Source organism: Paraburkholderia ginsengiterrae (assembly GCF_001645125.1).
Taxonomy (GTDB): Bacteria; Pseudomonadota; Gammaproteobacteria; order Burkholderiales; family Burkholderiaceae; genus Paraburkholderia; species Paraburkholderia ginsengiterrae.
The window spans coordinates 180832-202696 of sequence record NZ_LXKA01000349.1; the positions used below are offsets into that span (position 1 = coordinate 180832).

General features: G+C 63.8%; 19 protein-coding genes and 2 tRNA genes. 14 read left to right on the top strand and 7 right to left on the bottom strand.

The window, feature by feature from the left end; genetic code table 11:
* The first annotated feature begins 176 nt into the window (after window positions 1-176).
* From A6V37_RS30840 to A6V37_RS30850, 4 genes are all read left to right on the top strand, one after another.
* On the top strand, window positions 177-1370 hold the full coding sequence (locus A6V37_RS30840) for an acyl-CoA dehydrogenase family protein (protein ID WP_064269802.1): 1194 nt from the start codon (window positions 177-179) through the stop codon (window positions 1368-1370).
* A 200-nt stretch (window positions 1371-1570) separates the two neighbouring features.
* Window positions 1571-1723: a hypothetical protein gene (locus A6V37_RS41580; protein WP_207547651.1), complete on the top strand. Its 153-nt coding sequence runs from the start codon at window positions 1571-1573 to the stop codon at window positions 1721-1723.
* A gap of 46 nt (window positions 1724-1769) precedes the next feature.
* Entirely contained in the window at window positions 1770-2759 is a 990-nt protein-coding gene (locus A6V37_RS30845) for a WD40/YVTN/BNR-like repeat-containing protein (RefSeq protein WP_064286676.1), read from the top strand.
* A 91-nt stretch (window positions 2760-2850) separates the two neighbouring features.
* Complete coding sequence (locus A6V37_RS30850) at window positions 2851-5322, top strand: efflux RND transporter permease subunit (RefSeq protein ID WP_082904885.1); 2472 nt, start codon at window positions 2851-2853, stop codon at window positions 5320-5322.
* A 74-nt stretch (window positions 5323-5396) separates the two neighbouring features.
* On the opposite strand, the gene dmpG is transcribed toward A6V37_RS30850, so the two are convergent.
* Both dmpG and A6V37_RS30860 read right to left on the bottom strand, forming a co-directional pair.
* Window positions 5397-6428, bottom strand: coding sequence for a 4-hydroxy-2-oxovalerate aldolase (gene dmpG / locus A6V37_RS30855; RefSeq protein ID WP_064269806.1), 1032 nt, complete (start codon window positions 6426-6428; stop codon window positions 5397-5399).
* Between the two features lie 11 nt (window positions 6429-6439).
* Window positions 6440-7342 (bottom strand): acetaldehyde dehydrogenase (acetylating), encoded by a 903-nt coding sequence (locus tag A6V37_RS30860; RefSeq protein WP_064269808.1) that lies wholly within the window; start codon window positions 7340-7342, stop codon window positions 6440-6442.
* 372 nt (window positions 7343-7714) lie between these two features.
* Here A6V37_RS30860 and A6V37_RS30865 point away from each other — a divergent pair, with 372 nt between their 5' ends.
* From A6V37_RS30865 to A6V37_RS30880, 4 genes are all read left to right on the top strand, one after another.
* On the top strand, window positions 7715-8464 hold the full coding sequence (locus A6V37_RS30865) for an electron transfer flavoprotein subunit beta/FixA family protein (protein WP_064286677.1): 750 nt from the start codon (window positions 7715-7717) through the stop codon (window positions 8462-8464).
* A gap of 23 nt (window positions 8465-8487) precedes the next feature.
* Complete coding sequence (locus tag A6V37_RS30870) at window positions 8488-9432, top strand: electron transfer flavoprotein subunit alpha/FixB family protein (protein ID WP_064269964.1); 945 nt, start codon at window positions 8488-8490, stop codon at window positions 9430-9432.
* A 53-nt stretch (window positions 9433-9485) separates the two neighbouring features.
* Window positions 9486-10007, top strand: coding sequence for an acyltransferase (locus A6V37_RS30875; protein WP_064269812.1), 522 nt, complete (start codon window positions 9486-9488; stop codon window positions 10005-10007).
* Between the two features lie 132 nt (window positions 10008-10139).
* Window positions 10140-11621, top strand: a complete 1482-nt coding sequence (locus A6V37_RS30880) for an FAD-dependent oxidoreductase (protein ID WP_064286678.1) — start codon at window positions 10140-10142, stop codon at window positions 11619-11621.
* A gap of 70 nt (window positions 11622-11691) precedes the next feature.
* On the opposite strand, the gene A6V37_RS30885 is transcribed toward A6V37_RS30880, so the two are convergent.
* The 3 genes from A6V37_RS30885 to A6V37_RS30895 form a co-directional block, all read right to left on the bottom strand.
* On the bottom strand, window positions 11692-12495 hold the full coding sequence (locus tag A6V37_RS30885) for an SDR family NAD(P)-dependent oxidoreductase (protein ID WP_064269815.1): 804 nt from the start codon (window positions 12493-12495) through the stop codon (window positions 11692-11694).
* 119 nt (window positions 12496-12614) lie between these two features.
* Window positions 12615-13331 (bottom strand): EthD domain-containing protein, encoded by a 717-nt coding sequence (locus A6V37_RS30890; RefSeq protein WP_064269816.1) that lies wholly within the window; start codon window positions 13329-13331, stop codon window positions 12615-12617.
* A gap of 84 nt (window positions 13332-13415) precedes the next feature.
* The gene (locus A6V37_RS30895; RefSeq protein ID WP_064269817.1) at window positions 13416-13925 is read right to left on the bottom strand and encodes a nuclear transport factor 2 family protein; all 510 of its coding nucleotides are present in this window, start codon (window positions 13923-13925) and stop codon (window positions 13416-13418) included.
* A 194-nt stretch (window positions 13926-14119) separates the two neighbouring features.
* On the opposite strand from A6V37_RS30895, the gene A6V37_RS30900 reads away from it, so the two are divergent.
* The 3 genes from A6V37_RS30900 to A6V37_RS30910 are packed head-to-tail and all read left to right on the top strand — an operon-like array spanning window position 14120 to window position 16310.
* On the top strand, window positions 14120-14644 hold the full coding sequence (locus A6V37_RS30900) for a nuclear transport factor 2 family protein (protein ID WP_064286679.1): 525 nt from the start codon (window positions 14120-14122) through the stop codon (window positions 14642-14644).
* Between the two features lie 34 nt (window positions 14645-14678).
* Window positions 14679-15545 (top strand): SDR family NAD(P)-dependent oxidoreductase, encoded by an 867-nt coding sequence (locus A6V37_RS30905; protein WP_064269819.1) that lies wholly within the window; start codon window positions 14679-14681, stop codon window positions 15543-15545.
* Between the two features lie 9 nt (window positions 15546-15554).
* On the top strand, window positions 15555-16310 hold the full coding sequence (locus A6V37_RS30910; protein WP_064269820.1) for an SDR family NAD(P)-dependent oxidoreductase: 756 nt from the start codon (window positions 15555-15557) through the stop codon (window positions 16308-16310).
* Window positions 16311-16553: 243 nt separating this feature from the next.
* On the opposite strand, the gene A6V37_RS30915 is transcribed toward A6V37_RS30910, so the two are convergent.
* Both A6V37_RS30915 and A6V37_RS30920 read right to left on the bottom strand, forming a co-directional pair.
* A tRNA-Leu gene (locus A6V37_RS30915) sits at window positions 16554-16640 on the bottom strand.
* Between the two features lie 244 nt (window positions 16641-16884).
* Window positions 16885-16971 (bottom strand) — tRNA-Leu (locus A6V37_RS30920).
* A 316-nt stretch (window positions 16972-17287) separates the two neighbouring features.
* Between A6V37_RS30920 and rnr the strand changes: the two genes are divergently transcribed.
* The 3 genes from rnr (at window position 17288) to rpiA (ending at window position 21459) form a co-directional block, all read left to right on the top strand.
* Window positions 17288-19792 carry a ribonuclease R gene (gene rnr / locus A6V37_RS30925; protein ID WP_064286702.1) on the top strand — a complete coding sequence of 835 codons (2505 nt, stop codon included), beginning with the start codon at window positions 17288-17290 and terminating at the stop codon, window positions 19790-19792.
* 163 nt (window positions 19793-19955) lie between these two features.
* Window positions 19956-20699, top strand: a complete 744-nt coding sequence (rlmB, locus tag A6V37_RS30930; RefSeq protein WP_064269821.1) for a 23S rRNA (guanosine(2251)-2'-O)-methyltransferase RlmB — start codon at window positions 19956-19958, stop codon at window positions 20697-20699.
* Between the two features lie 64 nt (window positions 20700-20763).
* Window positions 20764-21459, top strand: a complete 696-nt coding sequence (gene rpiA / locus A6V37_RS30935) for a ribose-5-phosphate isomerase RpiA (protein WP_064269822.1) — start codon at window positions 20764-20766, stop codon at window positions 21457-21459.
* Window positions 21460-21865 lie beyond the last annotated feature (406 nt).

Below are 21865 nucleotides of genomic sequence, written 5' to 3' on the forward strand. Positions count from 1 at the left end.
AGGTACCTCATGCGGCGTCACAAAATAAATCCGTACTCCAAACGGATGATGCAATTTTCCATCGCAATCCTGATACTGAAGTTCATGGATATTCGCGTTGCTTTCACTGGTCGCGACCACAAGAGTCACACACAAAAGAAGTGTGGCGCCGATTGCGCGCCACACAGGAGACAACCGTGCATCGCGACAACGAAACGAACGCCCTTGCGGCCGGACTGATCGCCCGTGCCGAAGAACTGGCACCCGTACTCGACGCGCGCGCCGGGGAAGCGAATGCAATCGGACGGATTTCCGCCGACACGCTCGCCGACCTGCAGGCCGCAGGCTTCTTCAAGGTCCTGCAACCGAAGCGCTATGGCGGCTACGAACTCGATCCGCAGACTTTTTTCGACATTCAGATGGCGCTCGCGCGTGGCTGTATGTCGACGGCGTGGGTCTATGGCGTGGTGGGCGTGCATAACTGGCAGCTCGCGCTGTTCGATGAGCGCGCGCAACAGGACGTCTGGGGTGGGAGTCCCGCGACCCTGATCGCGTCGACCTATATGCCGGTCGGCCGGGTCACAGTTGTCGAGGGGGGATTCCGGCTGTCCGGCCACTGGAAGTTCTCGAGCGGAAGCGAGGTTTGCGAATGGGTCTTCCTCGGTGCATTGGTGCCGCCCGCGAGCACCGGCGGCGCCCCCGAATACCGCACCTTCCTGCTGCCTCGCAGCGACTACACGATCGCGCAGGACTGGGACGTGTTGGGGCTGCGCGCGACCGGCAGCCATGACATCGTCGTGGACGACGTGTTTGTGCCCGACTACCGGACCCACAGGTCGGTCGACGGGATGATGGGCACGAGCCCGGGTCTGGCCCTCAACGACGCGCCCCTGTTTCGCCTGCCATTCGCGCAGATCTTCGTGCGCGCGGTGTGTACGGCCTGCATCGGGGCGTTGCAGGGCGCGCTGGATGACTTTTCCGGATACGCGGCCACGCGCATCAGCGCGAACAGCGGCGCAAAGACGGTCGACGACACCGGCGCACAAGTGGCCTGCGCAAATGCCGCGGTGGCCATTGACGAGATGAGAGTGCTCCTCAGGCGCAATTTCGACGAACTGCTCGCCGCGGCAAACGGTGGAACGGCCGTCTCGATCGAGCGGCGGGTTCATTTTCGCTATCAATCGGCGCAGGTCGCCGAACGCTGTGCACAAGCCGCCAACGCGCTGTTGCGCTATGCGGGCGGCAACGGCATCTATCATCGCAACCCGCTAGTGCGCCGCTTCCTCGATCTGCATGCGGCGCGGGCGCACTACGCGAACAACGTCGATCGTTTTGGCCAAAATCTGGGCGCCGTGATGCTCGGGCGCGAAAACGCCGATTTTTTTATCTGACGAGTCCGTCATGAATGTTCTACACACGGTGGACCATTGTTTCGACGTGGTGGTGGTGGGCTCCGGTGCGGGAGCGATGCAGGGCTATCGCTCGCTCGACCCGATGCCGTTCGATGGCGCAGGCCTCGGTGGCGAGTTCGCGAGATTGCGTCCGCCATCGCCGGGGACCTTGATCGGCGGGCGGATGTCGGTGACGTCGAATGGGCACGAGCTATCCCGGCGCGGGCGCAACCATAGGACCGGCAATGACGTTCGGCTTCATCGCCTCCAATCACGTGGCGAGGCGCTCTACCCAGTCCGGCGCGAGCGACGCGAGCCACCCGGGCGGCGAATTCCTGGGCGTCGAGCCATGACGGACAGCATGGGACCGGAGCAGGTTCGATGGGACAGGAGACACTGATGAAAAAAAACATACCCGGGCTACTGATGTCGGTGGCCGTGCTGGGCGCGGCGCTGTTCGCGTTTTCGCCGCGCCCGCTGCCCGCATTCCCGGCCAGTGCGATCGCGGCCAGCCAGGTGCAGATCAATGGCCTCGCGCACGCGGGCACGCGCGTGGTGGCCGTGGGCGAGCGCGGCGTGATACTCGTGAGCGACGACAGGGGCATGTCGTGGCGGCGTGCGGCGGTCACGCCCGACGAAGCCTCGACCCTCACGCAGGTCTTCTTTATCTCGCCGCGCGTGGGCATCGCAGTGGGTCACGACGGCTGGATCCTGCGCACGGCCGATGGTGGCGATCACTGGCAGGAAGTGCATTTCGATCACGGCCATTCCGACCCGCTGCTCTCAGTTTGGGGCACGAAAGGCGGCAACGTGTTCGTGACTGGAAGCTTCGGACAACTGCTCGTTTCACACGACGCGGGCGCGACATGGGCGCAGCAGCAAACGCCGGTGGGGGACCGCCATCTGAACGCGATAGCGGGAGACGGTCACGGGCATCTCGTGATTGCTGGCGAGACAGGCACGCTGCTCGTTTCCGGCGACGCCGGCGCGACCTGGGAGAAACGCCCGTCGCCCTACGAAGGTTCGCTCTTCGGCGTGCTGCCGCTTGCCGACGGCGCGTGGCTCGCCTACGGCATGCGCGGCAACGTGCTGCGTAGTACGGATCAGGGGGCGACATGGCAACACGTCGACAGTCACGTGGGCACTTCGTACTTTGCGGCGATACGGCCCGACAACAAGGACATCGTATTGGTCGGACAGGGCGGCGCGATCGTCACCTCGGGAGACGGCGGGGAAACGTACGCGGTGCGCCAGGTCGGCGGCGTGCAGAGTCTCGACGCGGTGCTTGATATGGGGTCCGGCCAGCTGCTGCTCGGCGGCGACGCCGGTGTGGATCGTTTCTCGCTGGCGTGGCCGACATCAACGGCCTCCAGCACCGTCGTCAGGTAAGACCGCGCTCCTGATTGTTCCCTGTTGCCAGCGTCGTGCCTGCCGGTCCGGCCGGCACGACGCGTTTTCGTTTCTTCGACGTGAGACGCCTATGAATGACTTTTCCCACCCCCGCGACACTGCGCGATCTTCCCGTCTTGAACGCGCAGTCGATCGTTGCGCGCATGCGATTATCCGGAACCGGCGATATCTGCTCGCGCTGTGCATCGCGGTGACGCTTGCCTTCGGCTGGTCTGCGACACGCCTGCGGCTCGACCCCGGGTTCAACAAGATGATCCCCATGCAGCACCCGTACATGCAGGTGTTCAACCGCTACGCCAGTGCGTTCCCCGGTGCGAACACGATTCTCGTGAGCCTGCGCTGGAAGGGCAAAGGCGACATTTACAACCAGCCGTTCATGGACGAGTTGCGCCACGCCACCGACGACGTCTTTTTCATCCCGGGCGTGAACCGCTCGCGCGTGTTCTCCCTGTTCACGCCGAACGTGCACTATACCGAGGTGACCGAAGCGGGCTTTCGCGGCGATATGGTGGTGCCAGGCCAGTTCAGCAGCGCTAATCCGAACGACCTCGCCAAGGTGCGCCGCAACGTGGCGCGCTCCGGCCAGATCGGGCAGCTCGTCGGCAACGACCTGAAGTCGGCGCTGATCCACGCCGAGCTGCGCGAGGACGATCCGGCCACCGGCAAGCGCCTCGACTACGGCACCGTCGCCCGTCAACTGGAGCAGATCCGCGCCAGGTATTCAAATCAGGATGTCGAGGTCAACATTATTGGCTTCGCGAAGCTCGTGGGCGACGTGGAGGACGGAATCGGCGGGGTGATCGGCTTCTTCACGCTGGCGTTTCTCGTGACGGGCGCGTTGCTGCTTGCCTACACGCGGTCCCCCAAGACCACGCTGCTCGCACTCCTGATCGCGTTGTTCCCAGTGGTGTGGCTGCTAGGCGCATTGCCGATCCTCGGGTTGGGCATCGACCCGATGTCGATTCTCGTGCCGTTCCTGATCTTCTCCATCGGCGTCTCGCACGCCGTGCAGATGACCAATGCGTGGAAGCAGGCTCTTGTCGCCGGGATGTCGTCGGTCGAGGCGGCGCGCGACGCGTTCCGCAAGCTGTTCGTGCCGGGCACGGTCGCGCTGCTCACGAACGCACTCGGTTTCATGGTGATCATGCGGATCAAGATCGATATCGTGCGCGAGCTGGGCATCACCGCGTGCCTCGGCGTGCTGCTGATGATCGTCACCAACAAGATCTTCCTGCCGATCCTGTTGTCGTACACCCAGCTCGAAGCACGCACGCTCGCCCGCGCGCGGTGCCGCGCGGCGGCGGGCGGCAGCCGTCTGTGGCAGATCACCGCGAGCTTTGCGCGCCCAGGTCCGGCGCTGGGTATTTTCGTCGTCGTGCTCGCGCTGCTCGGTTTCGGTGCGCAGGAGTCGCGCAAGCTGCAGTTCGGCGACATCGGTTCCGGGGCGCCGGAACTGCGCAGCGATTCGCGCTACAACACGGACAACGCTGCCGTCACGCGCCAGTACAACATTGGCGTCGACCTGCTGTCCGTCATTGTCGAAACGACCGGCTTCGACGACGCGTGCCTGCACTACCCGGTGATGAGCGCCATCGAACGCTTCGAAATGCAAATGCGCGGCGTGGCGGGCGTGCAGTCGGTGGTGAGCGTGCCGTCGCTCGCGAAGGTCTCGATTGCCGCGTTCAATGAAGGCAATCCGCGCTGGGCCGCGCTGCCACGTTCAGCCGACGGCCTCACGCAGGGCGCGAGCGCCTTCGACCCCGACAACGGCATGAACACGGAGAACTGCCAGGCGATCCAGGTGCAGATCTACACGGAGAACCACGAGGGCCAGACAGTCGCGCATATCGTGGACGAAATCAAACGCTTTGCCGCCGAGGACGCCACGCTAGGCGTGGCGTTCCGTCTCGCGGGCGGCAACGTGGGCGTGATGGCGGCGACCAACGAAGCGGTGGCCGACGCCGAGATCGCCATGCTGCTTTCGATCTTCGGGGCCATCGCGCTGCTGTGCTTCGTGACGTTCCGCTCCTGGCGCGCAGTGCTCTGCATCATCGTGCCGCTCACGCTCGTCTCCATCCTCTGCAACGCGGTGATGGCGAAGCTCGGCATCGGCCTGAAGGTCGCCACGCTGCCGGTCATCACGCTCGGTGTGGGTGTGGGCGTGGACTATGGCATCTACCTCTACGAGCGGCTGCAGCACGAGGTCCGTGCGGGCGCGAGCCTGCCCACGGCGTTCGGTGAAGCGATGCGGCAGCGCGGCACAGCGGCGCTTTTCACGGCGGTGACCATGTTCATCGGCGTGGGCAGCTGGGCGTTCTCGGCGCTCAAATTCCAGGTGGACATGGGCGTGCTGCTGGCGTTCATGTTCCTCGTGAACCTGTTCGGCGCGGTGTTTCTGCTGCCTGCGCTCGCGGCATGGCTCGGTGTCGAACGCTCGGAACGGCGCAAACGGGCGAACTCGCCGGGGCACGATGCGCCGGTCCACGGGTACGCCGCGGCGGCAGCCGGAGCAGCAACAACGGAGCCGGATCAGTTGCTGTAATAAAAAGAGCAGTGGTCGTGGTGTCTCACGGCCACTGCTTCATTACGATCGGGACGTCGCGTCCCGTGTGCCGGTCAAACCGTGATCCCGCGTTCCCGGGCAAGCGTCAGCGCAGTGTCCTCGATCATGTCTTCCTGTCCGCCGACCAGACGCTGCCTGCCCAGTTCGACAAGAATGTCACGCGCTGGAATCGCGTATTTGGCTTCCGCGCGCTTCGCGAACAGCAGGAAGGAAGAGTAGACGCCGGCGTAGCCAAGTGTCAGTGCGTCGCGATCGATCCGGATCGGCGCGTCCATGATCGGCAGGACGAGGTCTTCCGCCACATCCGAGATGGAGAACAGGTCGATGCCGGTCTCGATGCCCATGCGATGACAGACCGCGACGAAAACCTCCAGCGGCGTGTTGCCGGCGCCCGCGCCGAGTCCGGCAGCGGCCGCGTCGATGCGGTTTGCGCCTGCCGCCACGGCGGCCACCGAGTTGGCGACACCCATCGCAAGATTGTGATGACCGTGAAAGCCGACTTCCGTTTCCGGCTTGAGTTGCTGGCGAACCAGCGAGATTCGTGCTGTCACGTCCTCGGGCAGCATGTAGCCGGCCGAGTCGGTGATGTAAATGCAATTGGCGCCATACGATTCCATCAGCTTCGCCTGCCCGACGAGCTGCTCGGGAGACGACATGTGCGCCATCATCAGGAAGCCTACGGTATCCAGTTCAAGCTTGCGCGCGAGCCCGATATGCTGTTCGGACACATCGGCTTCCGTGCAATGCGTGGCGACGCGGATCGTATGCACGCCGAGTTCATGCGCCATGTGAAGGTGATCGACCGTGCCGATGCCCGGCAGCAGCAGGGCGGAGACCTTCGCACGCTTGAGTTCCGGAATCACCGAGCTCAGATAGGCCTCGTCGGTGTGCGAAGGGAAGCCGTAGTTGACGGAGGCGCCGCCCAGCCCGTCGCCGTGCGTGACCTCGATCAGCGGAACGCCGGCGGCGTCGAGCCCTTGCGCGATCGAACGCATCTGGTCTAGAGAAATTTGATGCCGCTTTGGGTGCATACCGTCGCGCAGCGTCATGTCGTGCAATGTAATGGGAATCCCCGCGAGAGGCATGGGCTAGCTCCTTAGGCAGTCGCCGTCTGGGCGGCGGCGATCATTTGTTCAGCAAAGACTTCCGCGGTGCGTGCGGCAGCGGCGGTCATGATGTCCAGGTTACCGGCGTACTTCGGCAGATAGTCGCCGAGGCCTTCCACCTCCATGAACACGGACACGCGATTGCCGTCGAACACGGGGCCGTTCTTGAGCGCATACCCCGGCACGTAGCGGCGCACCTCGTTCACCATCGCGTGCACGGATGCCGTGATGGCGTCGACATCGGGCGGACCTTCGGTCAGGCAGTGAATCGTGTCGCGCATGATCAGCGGCGGCTCCGCTGGGTTGATGACGATGATGGCCTTGCCTTTTCGCGCACCGCCGATCTGCTCAATGGCGTTTGCAGTGGTACGCGTGAACTCGTCGATGTTGCGGCGCGTGCCGGGCCCGACCGACCGCGAAGAGACCGTCGCGACAATTTCCCCGTAGATGACCGGCTGGACGCGCGATACCGCATAGACCATCGGAATCGTTGCCTGCCCGCCGCAGGTGACCATGTTGACGTTCATCTCGTTGTGGCCGAGGTGTTCGGCGAGGTTGACGGGCGGCACGCAGAACGGCCCGATGGCGGCCGGCGTCAGGTCGATCACGCGCACGCCGAGTGCGGTCAGCTTGTCGGAGTTCGCCTGATGCACATAGGCGGAAGTTGCATCGAACGCAATGCGGATCTGGTCCTGGGACACGAACGGCAACAGGCCGTCCACACCCTTGTCCGTGGTCTTCAGGCCGAGTTCCCGGGCGCGGGAGAGACCCTCCGAGGCCGCGTCCACACCGACCATCCACACGGGCTCGAGCACGCTCGAGCGGCGCAATTTGTAGAGTAGATCGGTACCGATGTTACCTGGTCCGATCAGCGCGCACTTGATCTTGTTCATGACGGATGTTTCCTGTTCACCAACACCGTCTTGCCGCAGAAGTTCAGAGTTGTCATTGCCAGTCTCCATTGTTGTACCTGCCGATAGTAGACGCAGCGGGCTTTTTCATCGTAGTCCGAAAGGGTGATGCCGCGATGTGCGAACGCGGGCGATGATGCACTCGAGCTTCATGCACGAGCGATGACGGAGGCAAGCAAGGATGATCACACCGACGGCGTTTCCGAAGGTTTTTTTCACCGACACGCCCGGCGGACTGCGGCTGCACCACTTTGAAGCGGGGAATCGACAATCGGCGAATTCACAGTAAGAAAGACGTGAGGCCGTATTGCGCCGTCGCCGGATGAATGGCGGTGCCAGACATAGGAGTTGCAATTGAAGATCGTAGTGCCGGTTAAGAGAGTGGTCGACGCGAATGTGAAGGTTGGGGTAAAGGCGGACAAGACCGGCGTCGACATCGCGAACACGAAGATGTCGATGAACCCGTTCGACGAAATCGCGATGGAAGAGGCGGTGCGCCTGAAGGAAGCGGGCGTGGCGACGAAGGTGATAGCGGTGTCGGCGGGCGTCGCGCAGTGCCAGGAGACGCTACGCACGGCGCTGGCAATCGGCGCGGACCGCGCGATCCTGATCGAGTCGAACGAAGACCTGCAGCCGCTGGCCGTGGCCAAGCTGCTGAAGGCGCTGGTCGACAAGGAACAGCCGCAACTGGTGATCCTGGGCAAGCAGGCCATCGACGACGACTCGAACCAGACCGGCCAGATGCTGGCTGCGCTGGCGAACCTGCCGCAGGCCACGTTTGCCTCGAAGGTTGTCGTTGCAGATGGCAAGGCCACCGTGTCGCGTGAAGTGGACGGCGGTGCCGAAACGCTGTCGCTGAGCTTGCCCGCTGTGATCACCACTGACCTGCGCCTGAACGAGCCGCGCTACGTGACGTTGCCGAACATCATGAAGGCGAAGAAGAAGCCGCTGGAAGTCATCAAGCCGGTAGACCTCGGCGTTGACGTCGCACCGCGCCTGAAGACGCTGAAAGTCGCCGAGCCGCCCAAGCGCTCCGCCGGTGTGATGGTGCCGGACGTGAAGACGCTGGTCGAGAAGCTGAAGACCGAAGCCAAGGTGCTGTAAGGGAGACAGAGCAAATGACGAATCTGGTTAGTCTTGTAGTAGCAGAACACGACAACGCGTCGATCAAGGCCGCGACGCTGAACACGATTGCAGCGGCGCAGAAGATTGGTGGCGACGTGCACGTGCTGGTGGCGGGTCACAACGCGCAAGCGGCTGCGGATGCGGCAGCGAAAATTGCAGGTGTTTCGAGGGTGCTGCTCGCCGACGCGCCGCAACTCGAAGCGGGCCTCGCTGAGAACGTCGAAGCGACGGTGCTGGCGCTGGTGCGTGACCCGGCGAAGAACTACACGCACATCCTCGCGCCGGCGACCGCTTCGGGCAAGAACGTCACGCCGCGTATCGCGGCAAAGCTCGATGTTGCACAGATCAGCGACATCACCGCGGTCGATTCGCCGGACACGTTCGAGCGCCCGATCTACGCGGGCAACGCGATCGCAACCGTTCAATCGGCTGACCCGATCAAGGTCATCACGGTGCGCACGACCGGCTTCGATGCCGTAGCGGCCGAAGGCGGCAGCGCAGTCGTCGAGAAGATCGAAGCGGCGGAGGACAGCGGCCTGTCGCAGTTCGTGAGCCGTGAAGTGACGAAGCTGGACCGTCCGGAACTGACGTCGGCGAAGATCATCGTCTCGGGTGGCCGGGGTCTCGGCAACGGCGAGAACTACACCAAGGTGCTGGAGCCGCTGGCCGACAAGCTGAATGCGGCGCTGGGCGCATCGCGCGCGGCCGTCGATGCGGGCTTCGTGCCGAACGACTATCAGGTCGGCCAGACGGGCAAGATCGTCGCGCCGCAACTGTACGTGGCGGTCGGCATCTCGGGTGCGATCCAGCATCTGGCGGGCATGAAGGATTCGAAGGTGATCGTGGCGATCAACAAGGACCCCGAAGCACCGATCTTCAGCGTCGCGGATTATGGCCTCGTTGGCGATCTGTTTGCGCTCGTGCCCGAATTTTCGGCTGCGCTCTGACTTCGCATCGCGGCCCACATCCTCCGGCTTGCCAACCTTCTCCAAAGAACCTCATGCCACTGTACGCGTTCAAGGGGACGCAACCGAGCGTCTCCACTTCGGCCTATGTGCATCCGACAGCCGTCGTGATCGGTGATGTCAAGATCGGCGAGCGCTGCTATATCGGACCGCACGCGAGTCTGCGCGGCGATTTTGGCACGATTGTGATTGGCTCCGGCAGCAACGTGCAGGATGGTTGCGTGTTGCACGTCGGGGTCGGCGAGACTTGCTGGCTGGACGTCGACAGCCATGTCGGACATGGTGCGATCGTCCACGGAGCCTGGCTGGAACGCAACGTGATGATCGGTATGAATGCGGTTGTCATGGATGACGCGAGAATCGGCGAGTCGTCGATCGTCGCCGCGTGCGCTTTCGTCAAATCCGGCCTGGAGGTTCCATCTGGCGTGCTGTTCGCCGGTGTGCCGGGCAGGATCGTGAGGCCGTTGAGCCAGACCGAGATATCCGCGAAGTCGACAGGAACACGAATCTATCAACAACTGGCCGAGGACTGCCTGAGTTCGCTGCGGCCGGTCTGAGCCTCCCGTTAAGGGTCGTTGGGTCTTTCGTGCAGTCGCGCCACTAGCGCAAGACGATGCAAACGCCGGGCAGGCTCGAAAAGCCGGCTTTGCCGGCGCTACCGATTTCTACTTCTTTCCATTCCATCCCTTATGTCAATCGAATATTCCGTGACTCGTCCTCTGCCAAGTGAAAACGTTCCCCACTGGGACGCCGAACATGATGTCGTCATCGCCGGCTTCGGTGCCGCGGGCGCGTGCGCGGCGATCGAGGCCGTGCAGGCCGGCGCCGATACACTCGTGATCGAGCGCGCGTCGGGCTACGGTGGGACGAGCGCGCTCTCGGGCGGCGAAATCTATCTGGGCGGAAGCGGGGGCACGCCAGCGCAGAGGCAGGCAGGGTTCACCGATTCGACGGCCGACCTGTATCGCTATCTGATGATGGCGGGAGGGCGCGATGCCGACGAAGCCAGGGTGAAGCTGTATGCCGAAGAGAGTCTCGCGCATCACGACTGGCTGGTCGCACAAGGGGTCACGTACAAGAACACGTTTTTGCCCGAGCGAATGGTGGAACCCGTCACCGACGATTGCCTGATCTGGTCGGGCAGCGAAGAAGCCTGGCCGTTCAGCGCGGAGGCGAAACCTTGCCCGCGCGGCCACACGCCGCAATGGACCGGTTGGGGAGGCGGGCAACTGCTGATGAAGGTGCTCGCCGAGCGTGCGATTGCGTTGGGAGCGGCCGTGCGTTACGACACGCGCGTCCTTGCCCTGATCGTCGATGGGGAGGGGGCGGTGTGCGGCACCGTCGTAAGGTCGCTGGGGCAGACCGCTTACATTCGCGCGCGGCAAGCCGTGATTCTCTGCGCTGGCGGCTTCGCGATGAATCGCGACATGGTTCAGCGGCACGCCCCGCAGTTGTTGCGCTCGGGTGAGCCGATAGGCAGTCCCGGGGACGACGGCTCCGGCATCCTGATGGGTATGAGCGTCGGCGGATCGGCGATCCACATGAACGAGGCTTTTGTGACCCTGCCGTTCTACGCTCCCGAGTCGCTCATCAAGGGCATTTTTGTGAATGAGCGCGGCCAGCGTTTCATCAATGAGGACTGCTACCATGGACGCGTGGGCTATCACGCTCTCCAGCAGCTCGGCGACCGGATTTTCCTGCTCGTGGATCAGGCGACGTATCAGGAGCCGGCCGAGTTCACAAGAATCGGCATCGCCGCCGCCGGCGAGACCTGGGAAGAAGTCGAGCGCGATCTGAACTTGCCGGCCGGAACGTTGAGCGCCACGGTCCAGACCTACAACCGGCATGCGAGGGACGGCGCCGATCCGCTCTTCAACAAGGCGCCGAAGTGGCTGAAGCCGCTCGACGAGCCGCCGTTCGTCGCACTCGATTGCCGGGTCGACTACGCTTTTTATTCGCATTTCACACTGGGCGGTCTCGACACGCTGCCGACCGGCCAGGTGCTGACCGAGCAACGCGAGCCGGTCCCGCGGCTATTCGCTGCGGGACGGACCGCATGCGGGCTGCCGCGCTGGGGAGGCGGGTACAGTTCCGGCCTGTCTCTGGCCGATTCGACGTTTTTCGGGCGCCAGGCCGGGCGGCATGCGGCTGCGTCGGAAAGGCGCGGATGAGGCGTGCATCGCTGCGGCAGCAGCGATGCAGCGTTGCGCGCTCAACGAACTGTCGAGCGCGCGCGCCGGATCAGCGCTGAGAGGGAATGTTGCCGCCGTCGACGACGATCTCTGCACCCGTGATGTAGCTGGCCTCGCTCGACAGCAGGAAGCGGACTACGCGGCCGACTTCGGCGGGTTCCCCAAGACGGCCCAGCATGATTCGGCGCTCGAACGCGCCCGTGGGGAGGGCGTCGACAACCGGTTGAATCATCGGCGTGAGGATCTGGCCCGGCGAGACTGAGTTGACCCGGATTCCATCGTTGCCCAGGCTGTCCGCGAGCGAGCGCATGAGTGAGAGGACGCCGCCTTTCGAAGCGGAATACGATGGGATGAGCCCGTTGCCGAGCGTCGCGTTGATCGAGGCGATGGCCACGACAGCCGAACCCGGGTTGGCGCGGAAATCGGGGAGCATCGCCTGAACGAGCAGCGCCAGCGCGCGCAGATTGATGTTGAGCACGGCGTCCCAGCGCTCGACGGAGAGTCCTTCGATCCCGCTTTGGTCGACTACGCCCGCCGCGTGAACCAGGCCGCCGAGCGCGGGCAGCGCCGCACGAGTTTTCGCGAGCGCCGGCTCCAGTGCGCTCGCGTCGCGCAGGTCGACACCATGCCCGTATGTGGCGACGCCGTAGCGTTGCGCGAGCTGAGTGGCGACCGCTTGCGCCTTATCACTCTGAATGTCCCAGATGGCTACTGGGCGACCGACGGCGGCAAGCGCCGCCGCCGACGCCTCCCCGATTCCGGACGCACCGCCGGTCACCACGACGGCTGTTGCCGGCACGTTGAGTGATACGTTGGAGGAAAGTGACTGCGATGAGGAGAGGGGAGTTGTCATGGAGGGTCTCGATGGGTTGTCGAGCCGCCTCATCCGCATAGGGCAAGGCGGCTGCACTTCATTGCGCGCCAGAGCGGTCCGTCTTGCCGCGCGCGGCCGATCCCGCCTTGCCTGTCACATCAGCCGTTGATCGCCCTCACCACATACTGGCTGGTCGGTACCACGTCGATCTTGTCGAAGTCGATGAAGCGCGCGCAGCTATCCATCATCTCGTTGACGTTGCGCTGGAATTTTTCTTCATCGCCTACCGCGTCGAAGAACGCATGGGGGTCCGTCATCGCCGCGGCGGGAAAGCATTCTTCGACAATCGCGTCGTACCCCGGCGCCGCGTGAGTCAGCGAGCGCACCACGACATTCTGTACATACAGAAAGTTGTCCTGTGTATCGATGGCAACACGCGTATGGTGGTTATGCCATACATCCAGCCATGCTTCGGGTGTGAGACGCGGCGGACGCTTGAGGAAGGCCAGCTGCGAAAACCCGGCAGTGCGTTCACCCGGTTGCGCCGGAAAGCGCGTATTGCGGATGGGTTGCGATTCGGTGACGAGGTAGGCCGCGCAATGCGGCACGACGGCGCGCACCGCATCGTCGTAGGGCTGGCGAAACATCGACACTGCACTGTCGATCCACACCGCCGCGATACCGTCGATGCCGGGCTTTGTGTTCTGCTGGCGCAGCGCGTCCGCTGGCTCGACATCCGCGTCGGCGACGTTGATCTGCACACCGTGCGCGCCGAGCGACTGCAACTTGTCACCGAGCTGTGCGCGCACCGTGCGGCTCCACTGCGAGGGCGGGATCTGCGGATCGCGCCACAACACGTAAATGACTTTTTCCATCGAATCGGCTCCGGGTTGAAGTGAGAGTGTGGCGAAGCCGCGAGCAACGCGGCCTTGCTTGCATTAAATCTGGTTAAGCCTGCGTCAGCCGGCGGCTTCCCCTGCGGCAGGTGGTGGCACGTCCGTTTGAAATCGGTTGGCGGTCAATGAGAACGATGCCGGGATCGGCGACGTCACGGATTCGAACAGCCTGTCGTGACGCGTCGAGTGGATCAGCCAGCGGCCGTCGTGCTTCACGTACTCATCCTCGTAGAAGGCCGTGCCATGCAGCAGATAACCGTCTTCGAGATTGATGGCATGGTCTTCCAGATACCAGGTGCCGTACGCGCAATCCTCAGCAACGAGCTGCAGTTCCGGATGATGACCGTGATGCATCGTGAGGAAGGTCGGCTTGCCGATGAGCGCTTTGAGGTTCGAGATGAACGCATCGACGCCGTCATACGAATACCGGCCGCCATACAGGCGTGCGCGGCAGTCCACGCTCAGGCATTGCGCGAGCAGCGCCCAGTCGTGGCAATCGACCGCGCGGAAGTAGCGGTATTTCAGTTGCCGGATCTGCTCGAACTCGAAGAGCGTCCGGGTTGCGTCGTCCATCGCCAAGTCTCCTCGTGGTGTCCATCGATGGTAGGAACAAGCACTGCCAGGCCGCATCGTCTGTTCGGACGAACCGCCGCAGCGGAGCAGAGTTGTCCGGTTTAGTCTGAACGGATGATTGATCCTCGCTGACACGCCAGTATCGTGACGGTCGGACACACCAATCGGCGTGTCTTCGCACTCAAGGAGACGGCATGACCAATATCGATCAACTCGAGACGCGCCTGCGCCGGCGCGAGGATGCCGACGCGATCCGGCGCCTGAAAGCGCGCTATCTGGCGTGCTGCGATATGAAGGATCCACAGGGCATGCGCGACTGTTTCGCGCCAGGCCAGGTGCGCATCGACTACGGCCGGATCGGCGTGTTCGACGACCGCGACCAGTTGGTGGCGATTTTCGAACAGCTTGGCTGCCATCCGCATATCGTCGAGATGCATCACGGAGTCAACCCGCAGATCGACGTGCTCGACGACACGCATGCCCGCGGCACCTGGGGACTGCACTACCAGATGACTAACACGCAGGACCAGACAATCACGCAACTCGGTGCGTACTACGAAGATGAGTACGTGAAACTCAACGGGATCTGGAAGATTGCCGGGACCCGTTGTGTTGTCACGTCAACGCTGGTCGCAAGTTATGGCGACACCGCTCCCGGCGTGCGTTTCGCCGGGCGTCAGCCCAGTACCGGTGCGGCGGTGCAGGCGCTCGACGCATAGGCCGATTACCCCGCATGACAGGAGGCATTCGCAGATGAATAACGACAACAGCAATCCGGTCGCCGTCGTGACGGGTGCGTCGCGGGGTGCCGGCAAAGGCATTGCGCTCGCGCTCGGCGCAGCAGGCGCGACCGTGTACGTGACAGGCCGCTCGCAGAACGAGGGCGATGCGCCGCTGCCCGGCACGATCCACGCGACTGCGCTAGAAATCGACGCGCTGGGCGGAAGAGGCATCGCAGTCGCGTGTGATCACGCCGATGACGAGCAGGTGCGCTCGCTCTTTGAACGAGTCGAAAGCGAAAGCGGGCGGCTCGACATTCTCGTCAATAACGCGACCTATCTGCACGATCAGCTGATTCAGCCTGGCCCGTTCTGGGAGAAGTCGCTCGATCTCGTCGGCATCCTCGACGTCGGCTTGCGCTCCGCCTATGTAGCGAGCTGGTACGCCGCTCCGCTGATGGCGAGGCGCCGCGGCGGGCTGATCGCATTCACATCGTCATTCGGCTCGAGCTGCTACATGCACGGCGCCGCTTATGGCGCGCAGAAGGCCGGTGTCGACAAGTTCGCCAAGGACATGGCCGTCGACCTTCGCCCGTACGACGTTGCCGTGGTGTCCATCTGGATGGGCCCATTGCGCACGGAGCGCACGACACGCGTGTGGGAAGCCCACCCGGATCTGTACAAGGAATTCTCGCTCGTCGCGGAAAGCCCGGAGTTCACCGGCAACGTCATCCACGCGCTGTACCGCGACCCGAACCGGATGACGCAATCCGGACAGGTGCTGATCGGCGCGGAGGCGGCGCTGGCTTACGGCATTGCCGATCTTGACGGCAAGCAGCCGCCGTCCTATCGCGAGTTGCTGGGCGGTCCAGCGCAGGCGCATCCGGCGATCGTCGCGTAAGGAGGCCTCGTGGGAATACTGGACAAGAAGGTCGCTCTCGTCACCGGTGCGGGGCAGGGCGTTGGCCAGGGCGTCGCTTTCGCGCTGGCCGCGGAGGGCGCAGTGCTCGCCGTGGTCGGCCGCACGCTCGACAAGCTGCTCTCCACCTGCGAAACGATCCGCCTGCGCGGCGGCCGGGCCGAACCGTTCGTGTGCGACGTGATGGACGGCGAGCAGATCGGGCGCTGCGTCGAAGCGGTGGTCGAGCGGCTTGGCGGCGTGCAGATCCTCATCAACAACGCTCAGGTCGTGCCGCTCGGCCGCCTGCTCGAGGTGACTGACGCCGCCTTTATCGACGGCTTCGACTCGGGGCCGCTCGCGACGCTGCGCATGATGCGCGCTTGCTATCCGTATCTGAAGGGCGACGGTGTGGTGGTGAATTTTGCGTCGTCGGCAGCGGTGCGCTGGGATGCCTCGGGCTATGGCGCATACGCGGCGACGAAGGAAGCGATTCGCGCATTGACGCGTGCTGCCGCGTGCGAATGGGGCGCGGACGGCATCCGCGTCAATGCGGTCGCGCCGCACGCTCTGTCGCCCGGCCTGAAAGGCTGGATCGACGCGAATCCGCATGAGGCCGAGGCGTTCTTCAAGACGATTCCGCTGGGACGGGTCGGCGATTGCGAGCGCGACATTGGGCGCGCGATCGTGTTTCTCGCGAGCACGGACGCGGCCTATCTGACCGGTGCGACACTGCCGCTCGACGGCGGTCAGGCTTATTGGGGTTAGATGCTACGTGGGGAGGGCTGTGTCAGGCGCATCCCTATGCGTGCTCTTTTGGAGAAACTTACCCGCCCATGAAAAGCGTGGCACGGTAACCGCGCTGCAGAGACACTGAAGTCGAGCTAACGCTGGGCCACGAGTCTGCGGAACGAAGGGAAGCGCGAAAAACAAAAAACCCCGTAAGACTTTAACCTTACGGGGTTTCTCGAACTTCTTCGGCTTATGTTGAAACTACGCCGGAACAACTGATGGTGCCCAGGAGAGGACTCGAACCTCCACGGTGTTGCCACCGCTAGGACCTGAACCTAGTGCGTCTACCAATTCCGCCACCTGGGCACGTTTTCAAGCTAGACCGCTATTTTAGCGGGCTGATGCAGCGTGTCAATCCCTACCTGCAAACTAACGTCGCTTCAACCAACCGCCCGGATAAGTTACGCAGTGAAGCCGAAGTGAAGCACTACCGACTGCGCAACAACCGTTCTGCCAACTACCTGATCCAAGCCGATAGATAAATCAGAACCGGATCACGTAGCCTCACACAAAAAGTAAAGCCGCTCGTAAGCGGCTTTACTTTTGAATCTGGTGCCCAAGAGAGGACTCGAACCTCCACAGTGTTGCCACCGCTAGGACCTGAACCTAGTGCGTCTACCAATTTCGCCACCTGGGCAGGTGATGAACAGCAAAGAACGCCATTATAGCGACAGGTTGGGGCCTGTCAAGCGTTTCTCAAAACTTGCTTAAACATTCCGGCGACACGGCCGCGAGCGTGTCGCCGCAACGACGGGAGCGGCTTCAGAGGGGCCGCTTGGCGCGCAAACCGGGTGTTAGAATGCCTCGCAGTAGTTCGTTGGCACGGTGCACACGCCCGTCGGACTCAGCTTTGAACGAGCCGGACCCGAGCAGTCTTTTCTGTGCAATTGCAGGTGCAACTCAAGCGCAACGCAAACGCTTCCCAAGCCGAGCCACATCGCCGACCGACGTCCATGCAACGAGAAAAAATCATCGACAAGCCCTTGAGCAAATTTCCGTATCCGATTCCAAGCCGCGAAGAAATCCTGGGCGTTCTGCGCACGAGTGAAGCGCCGCTTGCCGCGAACGACATCGCCGAAGCCTTGTCGATCAAGCGCCAGGAGCGCGAAGGATTTTTCAAGCGCTTAGGCGCGATGGAGCGCGACGGCCAGATCCGGCTCGATCAACGCAATCTCTATCAGCTGACTCATCCGTCCAACTTCGTCGCGGGCCGTGTGCAAGGCCATCGCGACGGCTACGGTTTCCTGATTCGCGACGACGGTCAGGACGATCTGTTCCTGCCCACCGGCGAAATGCAGAAGGTCATGCACAACGACCGCGTGCTCGCGCGCATCGTCGGCTATGACCGGCGCGGCCGTCCGGAAGGGCATATCGTCGAGGTCACGGACCGCGCCAACAAGCGCGTGATCGGCCGCCTGCTCAACGAGAACGGCGCGCTGATCGTCGCGCCCGAAGACAAGCGCATCGGCCATGACATCCTGATCGCGCAGAACACCAAGAAGGCCAAGGTAGGCCAGGTGGTGGTGGTCGAGCTGACCGATTTCCCGAGCCGTCATTCGCAGCCGCTCGGCCGCGTGGTGGAAGTGCTCGGCGATATCGACGACCCCGGCATGGAAATCGAAATCGCGGTGCGCAAGTACGGCGTGCCGCACGAATTCAGCGAAGCAGCGCTCGACGAAGCCGCGCGCCTGCCGGACGAAGTGCGCCCGGCCGACGCGCGTCACCGCATCGATCTGCGCGATGTGCCGCTCGTTACCATCGACGGCGAAGACGCGCGCGACTTCGACGACGCCGTGTACTGCGAGCCGGTGCAGGTCGGCCGTGGCGAAGGCTTCCGCCTGATCGTCGCGATCGCGGACGTCTCGCACTACGTGCACCCGAAGAGCGGACTCGACGCCGACGCGATCGAGCGCAGCACCTCGGTGTATTTCCCGCGCCGCGTGATTCCGATGCTGCCGGAGAAGCTGTCGAACGGCTTGTGCTCGCTCAATCCGAACGTCGACCGTTGCGTGCTGGTGTGCGACATGATCGTCACCGCGCGCGGCGAAGTGAAGGCGTATCAGTTCTACCCCGGCGTGATGCACTCGGCCGCGCGGCTCACCTATACGGAAGTCGCCGCGGTGCTGAAGAACACCAAGGGGCCAGAGGCCGCGCGCCGCGCCGCCGTGCTGCCGCAACTGCAAAATCTGTACGGCGTGTACAAGGCGCTGTTCGCCGCGCGTCAGAAGCGCGGCGCGATCGACTTCGATACGACCGAGACTTACATCGTCTGCAACGCGCAGGGCAAGATCGAACAGATCGTGCCGCGCACCCGCAACGACGCGCACAAGCTGATCGAGGAGTGCATGCTGGCCGCGAACGTCTGCGCGGCCGACTTCCTCAAGCGTAACAAGCATCCGGGCCTGTTCCGCGTGCACGCCGGGCCGACCCCGGAAAAGCTCGAAAATCTGCGCTCGTTCCTGCGCGGCATGGGGCTTACGCTGAGCGGCGGCGACAAACCGCACGCCAGCGACTACGCCGCGCTGATGGCGCAGATCCGCGACCGGCCCGACGCGCAGATGCTGCAGCCCATGCTGCTGCGCTCGATGCAACAGGCCGTCTACAGCCCGGACAATATCGGCCACTTCGGTCTCGCATACGAGGCGTACGCGCACTTCACGAGCCCGATTCGCCGCTACCCCGATCTGCTTACGCACCGCGCGATCTACGCGATCCTGCAGGGCCGCAAGTATCAGCCGGAGCCGCCGCAAGGCGTCGAACTGAATACGGCGCTCTCGCCACGCGCCCGCGCGATGCAGCAGGCCGATGAGGAAAAGCGCGGCCGCGCCCGCGCGAACAACGTCGCGATCTGGGAAGAGCTCGGGCTGCATTGCTCGGCCAACGAACGCCGCGCCGACGAAGCCTCGCGCGACGTCGAAGCCTGGCTGAAGTGCTACTTCATGCGCGACAAGCTCGGCGAAGAGTACGGCGGCATGGTGAACGGCGTCACGTCGTTCGGCATTTTCGTGCAGCTCGATTCGCTCTTTATCGAAGGCCTCGTGCACGTGACCGAACTCGGCTCGGACTACTTCCAGTACGACGAAATCAAGAACGAGTTGCGAGGCGAGCGCACCGGCATTCGCTACCGCCTGTCGGATCGCGTGCGCGTGCAGGTGAGCCGCGTCGATCTGGACGCACGCAAGATCGATTTCCGCCTGGTGCGCGACACGCCGATCAAGCCGCCGGTGGTGCGTGGCGCGCTGGCCGACAAGGCATCCGGTGAAAGCGGCGGGGCGCGCGTGCGTGTGCTGCCGCCGATGGACACCGGCGCGGCCGCGCCGGGCGCGCGCCGCAAGAAGGCGGCACCCGCGCAATCCGCGGCGGTCAAGGAAGCCCGCGCGGCGCGCGGCGTGGCGAAGAAGCATGGCGCCGCGAGCAAGTCGGCGGGCGGGAAGCCGCAGGCACGCAAGAAGCGCTAAGGCGGCTGCACCGCATGAACCGCGCGCATCGGGTACGGAGCAACGTGCCCGATGCGCGCGGTCTGCGTTTCATCGCCGCCAGGCATTTACACGAAGCACGCAGGTTCATATTCATTTCAGCAGCGCGCGTTGAGCGCGCGCTCAATCAAAGGTTGTATCAGTCATGGCACGTCTCAAGGTTTTATACGGTTTCCACGCAGTGACCGCGCGTATCCGGCACGACGCTTCGACAGTCGAAGATGTCTATTACGACGCGACGCGCAAGGATCGCCGCATGACCGAGTTTCTGCACGCGGCGAAAGAAGCCGGCGTGCGTCTGATCGCGGCCGACGAAACGCGCCTGTGGGGCCTCGCGCACACGGAGCGGCACCAGGGCGTGGTGGCGCGCGCGGGCGACCTGCCGCTCGCGCAGAACCTCGCCGAGCTGCTGGACGGCATCAACGGTTCACCGCTGATTCTGGTGCTCGACGGCGTGACCGATCCGCACAATCTCGGCGCCTGCCTGCGGGTGGCCGATGCGGCCGGCGCGCACGCGGTGATCGCGCCGCGCGATCGCGCAGTGGGCCTGAATGCCACGGCGGCCAAGGTGGCGAGCGGCGCGGCCGACACCGTGCCCTACATCACGGTGACCAATCTGGCGCGCGCGCTGCGGGAATTGAAGGACGCGGGCGTGTGGGTCGTCGGCACGGCCGGCGAGGCCACCAAGAGCCTCTATGAGACGGAACTCGACGGTCCGGTGGCGCTCGTGATGGGCGCCGAGGGCGAGGGCATGCGGCGCCTCACGCGCGATACCTGCGACGTGGTCATGCAGATTCCGATGGCGGGCACGGTGGAAAGCCTGAACGTCTCGGTCGCAAGCGGCGTTTGCCTCTTCGAAGCAGTGCGCCAGCGCGCGGTGAAGAAGTAATCCTGGCGGCGAGCGCGTGCGACTCCGGTAAACTAGCGGTTTTTACTGCTCGCCAGCCTTTTCCATGACTCAAGACGAACTTAAGCAACTGGTCGGCCAGGCCGCCGCCGACTACGTGAACGCCAACGTGCCCGAAGGCTCGGTGATCGGCGTCGGCACCGGCTCGACCGCGAACTGTTTTATCGACGCGCTGGCCGCCAACAAGGCGCGCTATCGCGGCGCGGTGTCGAGTTCGCTCGCCACCACGGCGCGGCTGCAATCGCACGGCATCAAGGTGCTCGATCTCAACGAAATCGAGTCACTGCCGGTCTACGTGGACGGCGCCGATGAAATCGACCACAGCGGCGCGATGATCAAAGGCGGCGGCGGCGCGCTGACGCGCGAGAAAATTGTCGCGTCGGTGTCGGACGTGTTCGTCTGCATCGCGGATGCGAGCAAGCTGGTCGAGACGCTTGGCACCTTCCCGCTGCCGATCGAAGTGGTGCCGATGGCGCGTACCGCGATCGGCCGCCGCGTCGCGGCGCTCGGCGGCGTGCCGGTGGTGCGCGTGACCAAAGAGGGCGTGCCGTTCATTACCGACAACGGCAACGAAATCATCGACGTCAAGGGCTTGCGCATCAGCGACCCGCGCGCGCTGGAAATGCAGATCAATGCATGGCCTGGCGTCGTGACGGTGGGCCTGTTCGCGGGCCGTGGCGCGAATTTGTGCCTGCTCGGCACGGAGACGGGCGTCGAAAAGATCGGCTACGACAAGGCCTGATCACCGCATCGCATCGAATCGCGCTGCATCGCCGCGCAAGAACCTGCTTGAAGGACTCGCGCGGCGTCAAATACCTCTGCCACAGCGGCGCGCAATGCGCCGGTTGCATCAGCCAGCGCCGTGAGCGATCGCGCTGATGCTTGCAAATTCACCCCAATGAAATCGGCCGCGAAGCGGCTCGGCTATCTGACGGCACTCAAACGATTGCGCGTTCGACAGGCTGGCCCGAAACAAGCGTTACGCGCCAAAAGACAGGCGCTGGTCGCCAGGCGCCCCGAACAGCAAACGCATGGGACTATCGGGTTCGCAATAGGCGAACGGCGATTGATCATTATTCGCGCGCTGTCGTACGTCGAATGTGGGCACGCGCACGCACGGCAAACGATGCGCCACATACACTCGTTGC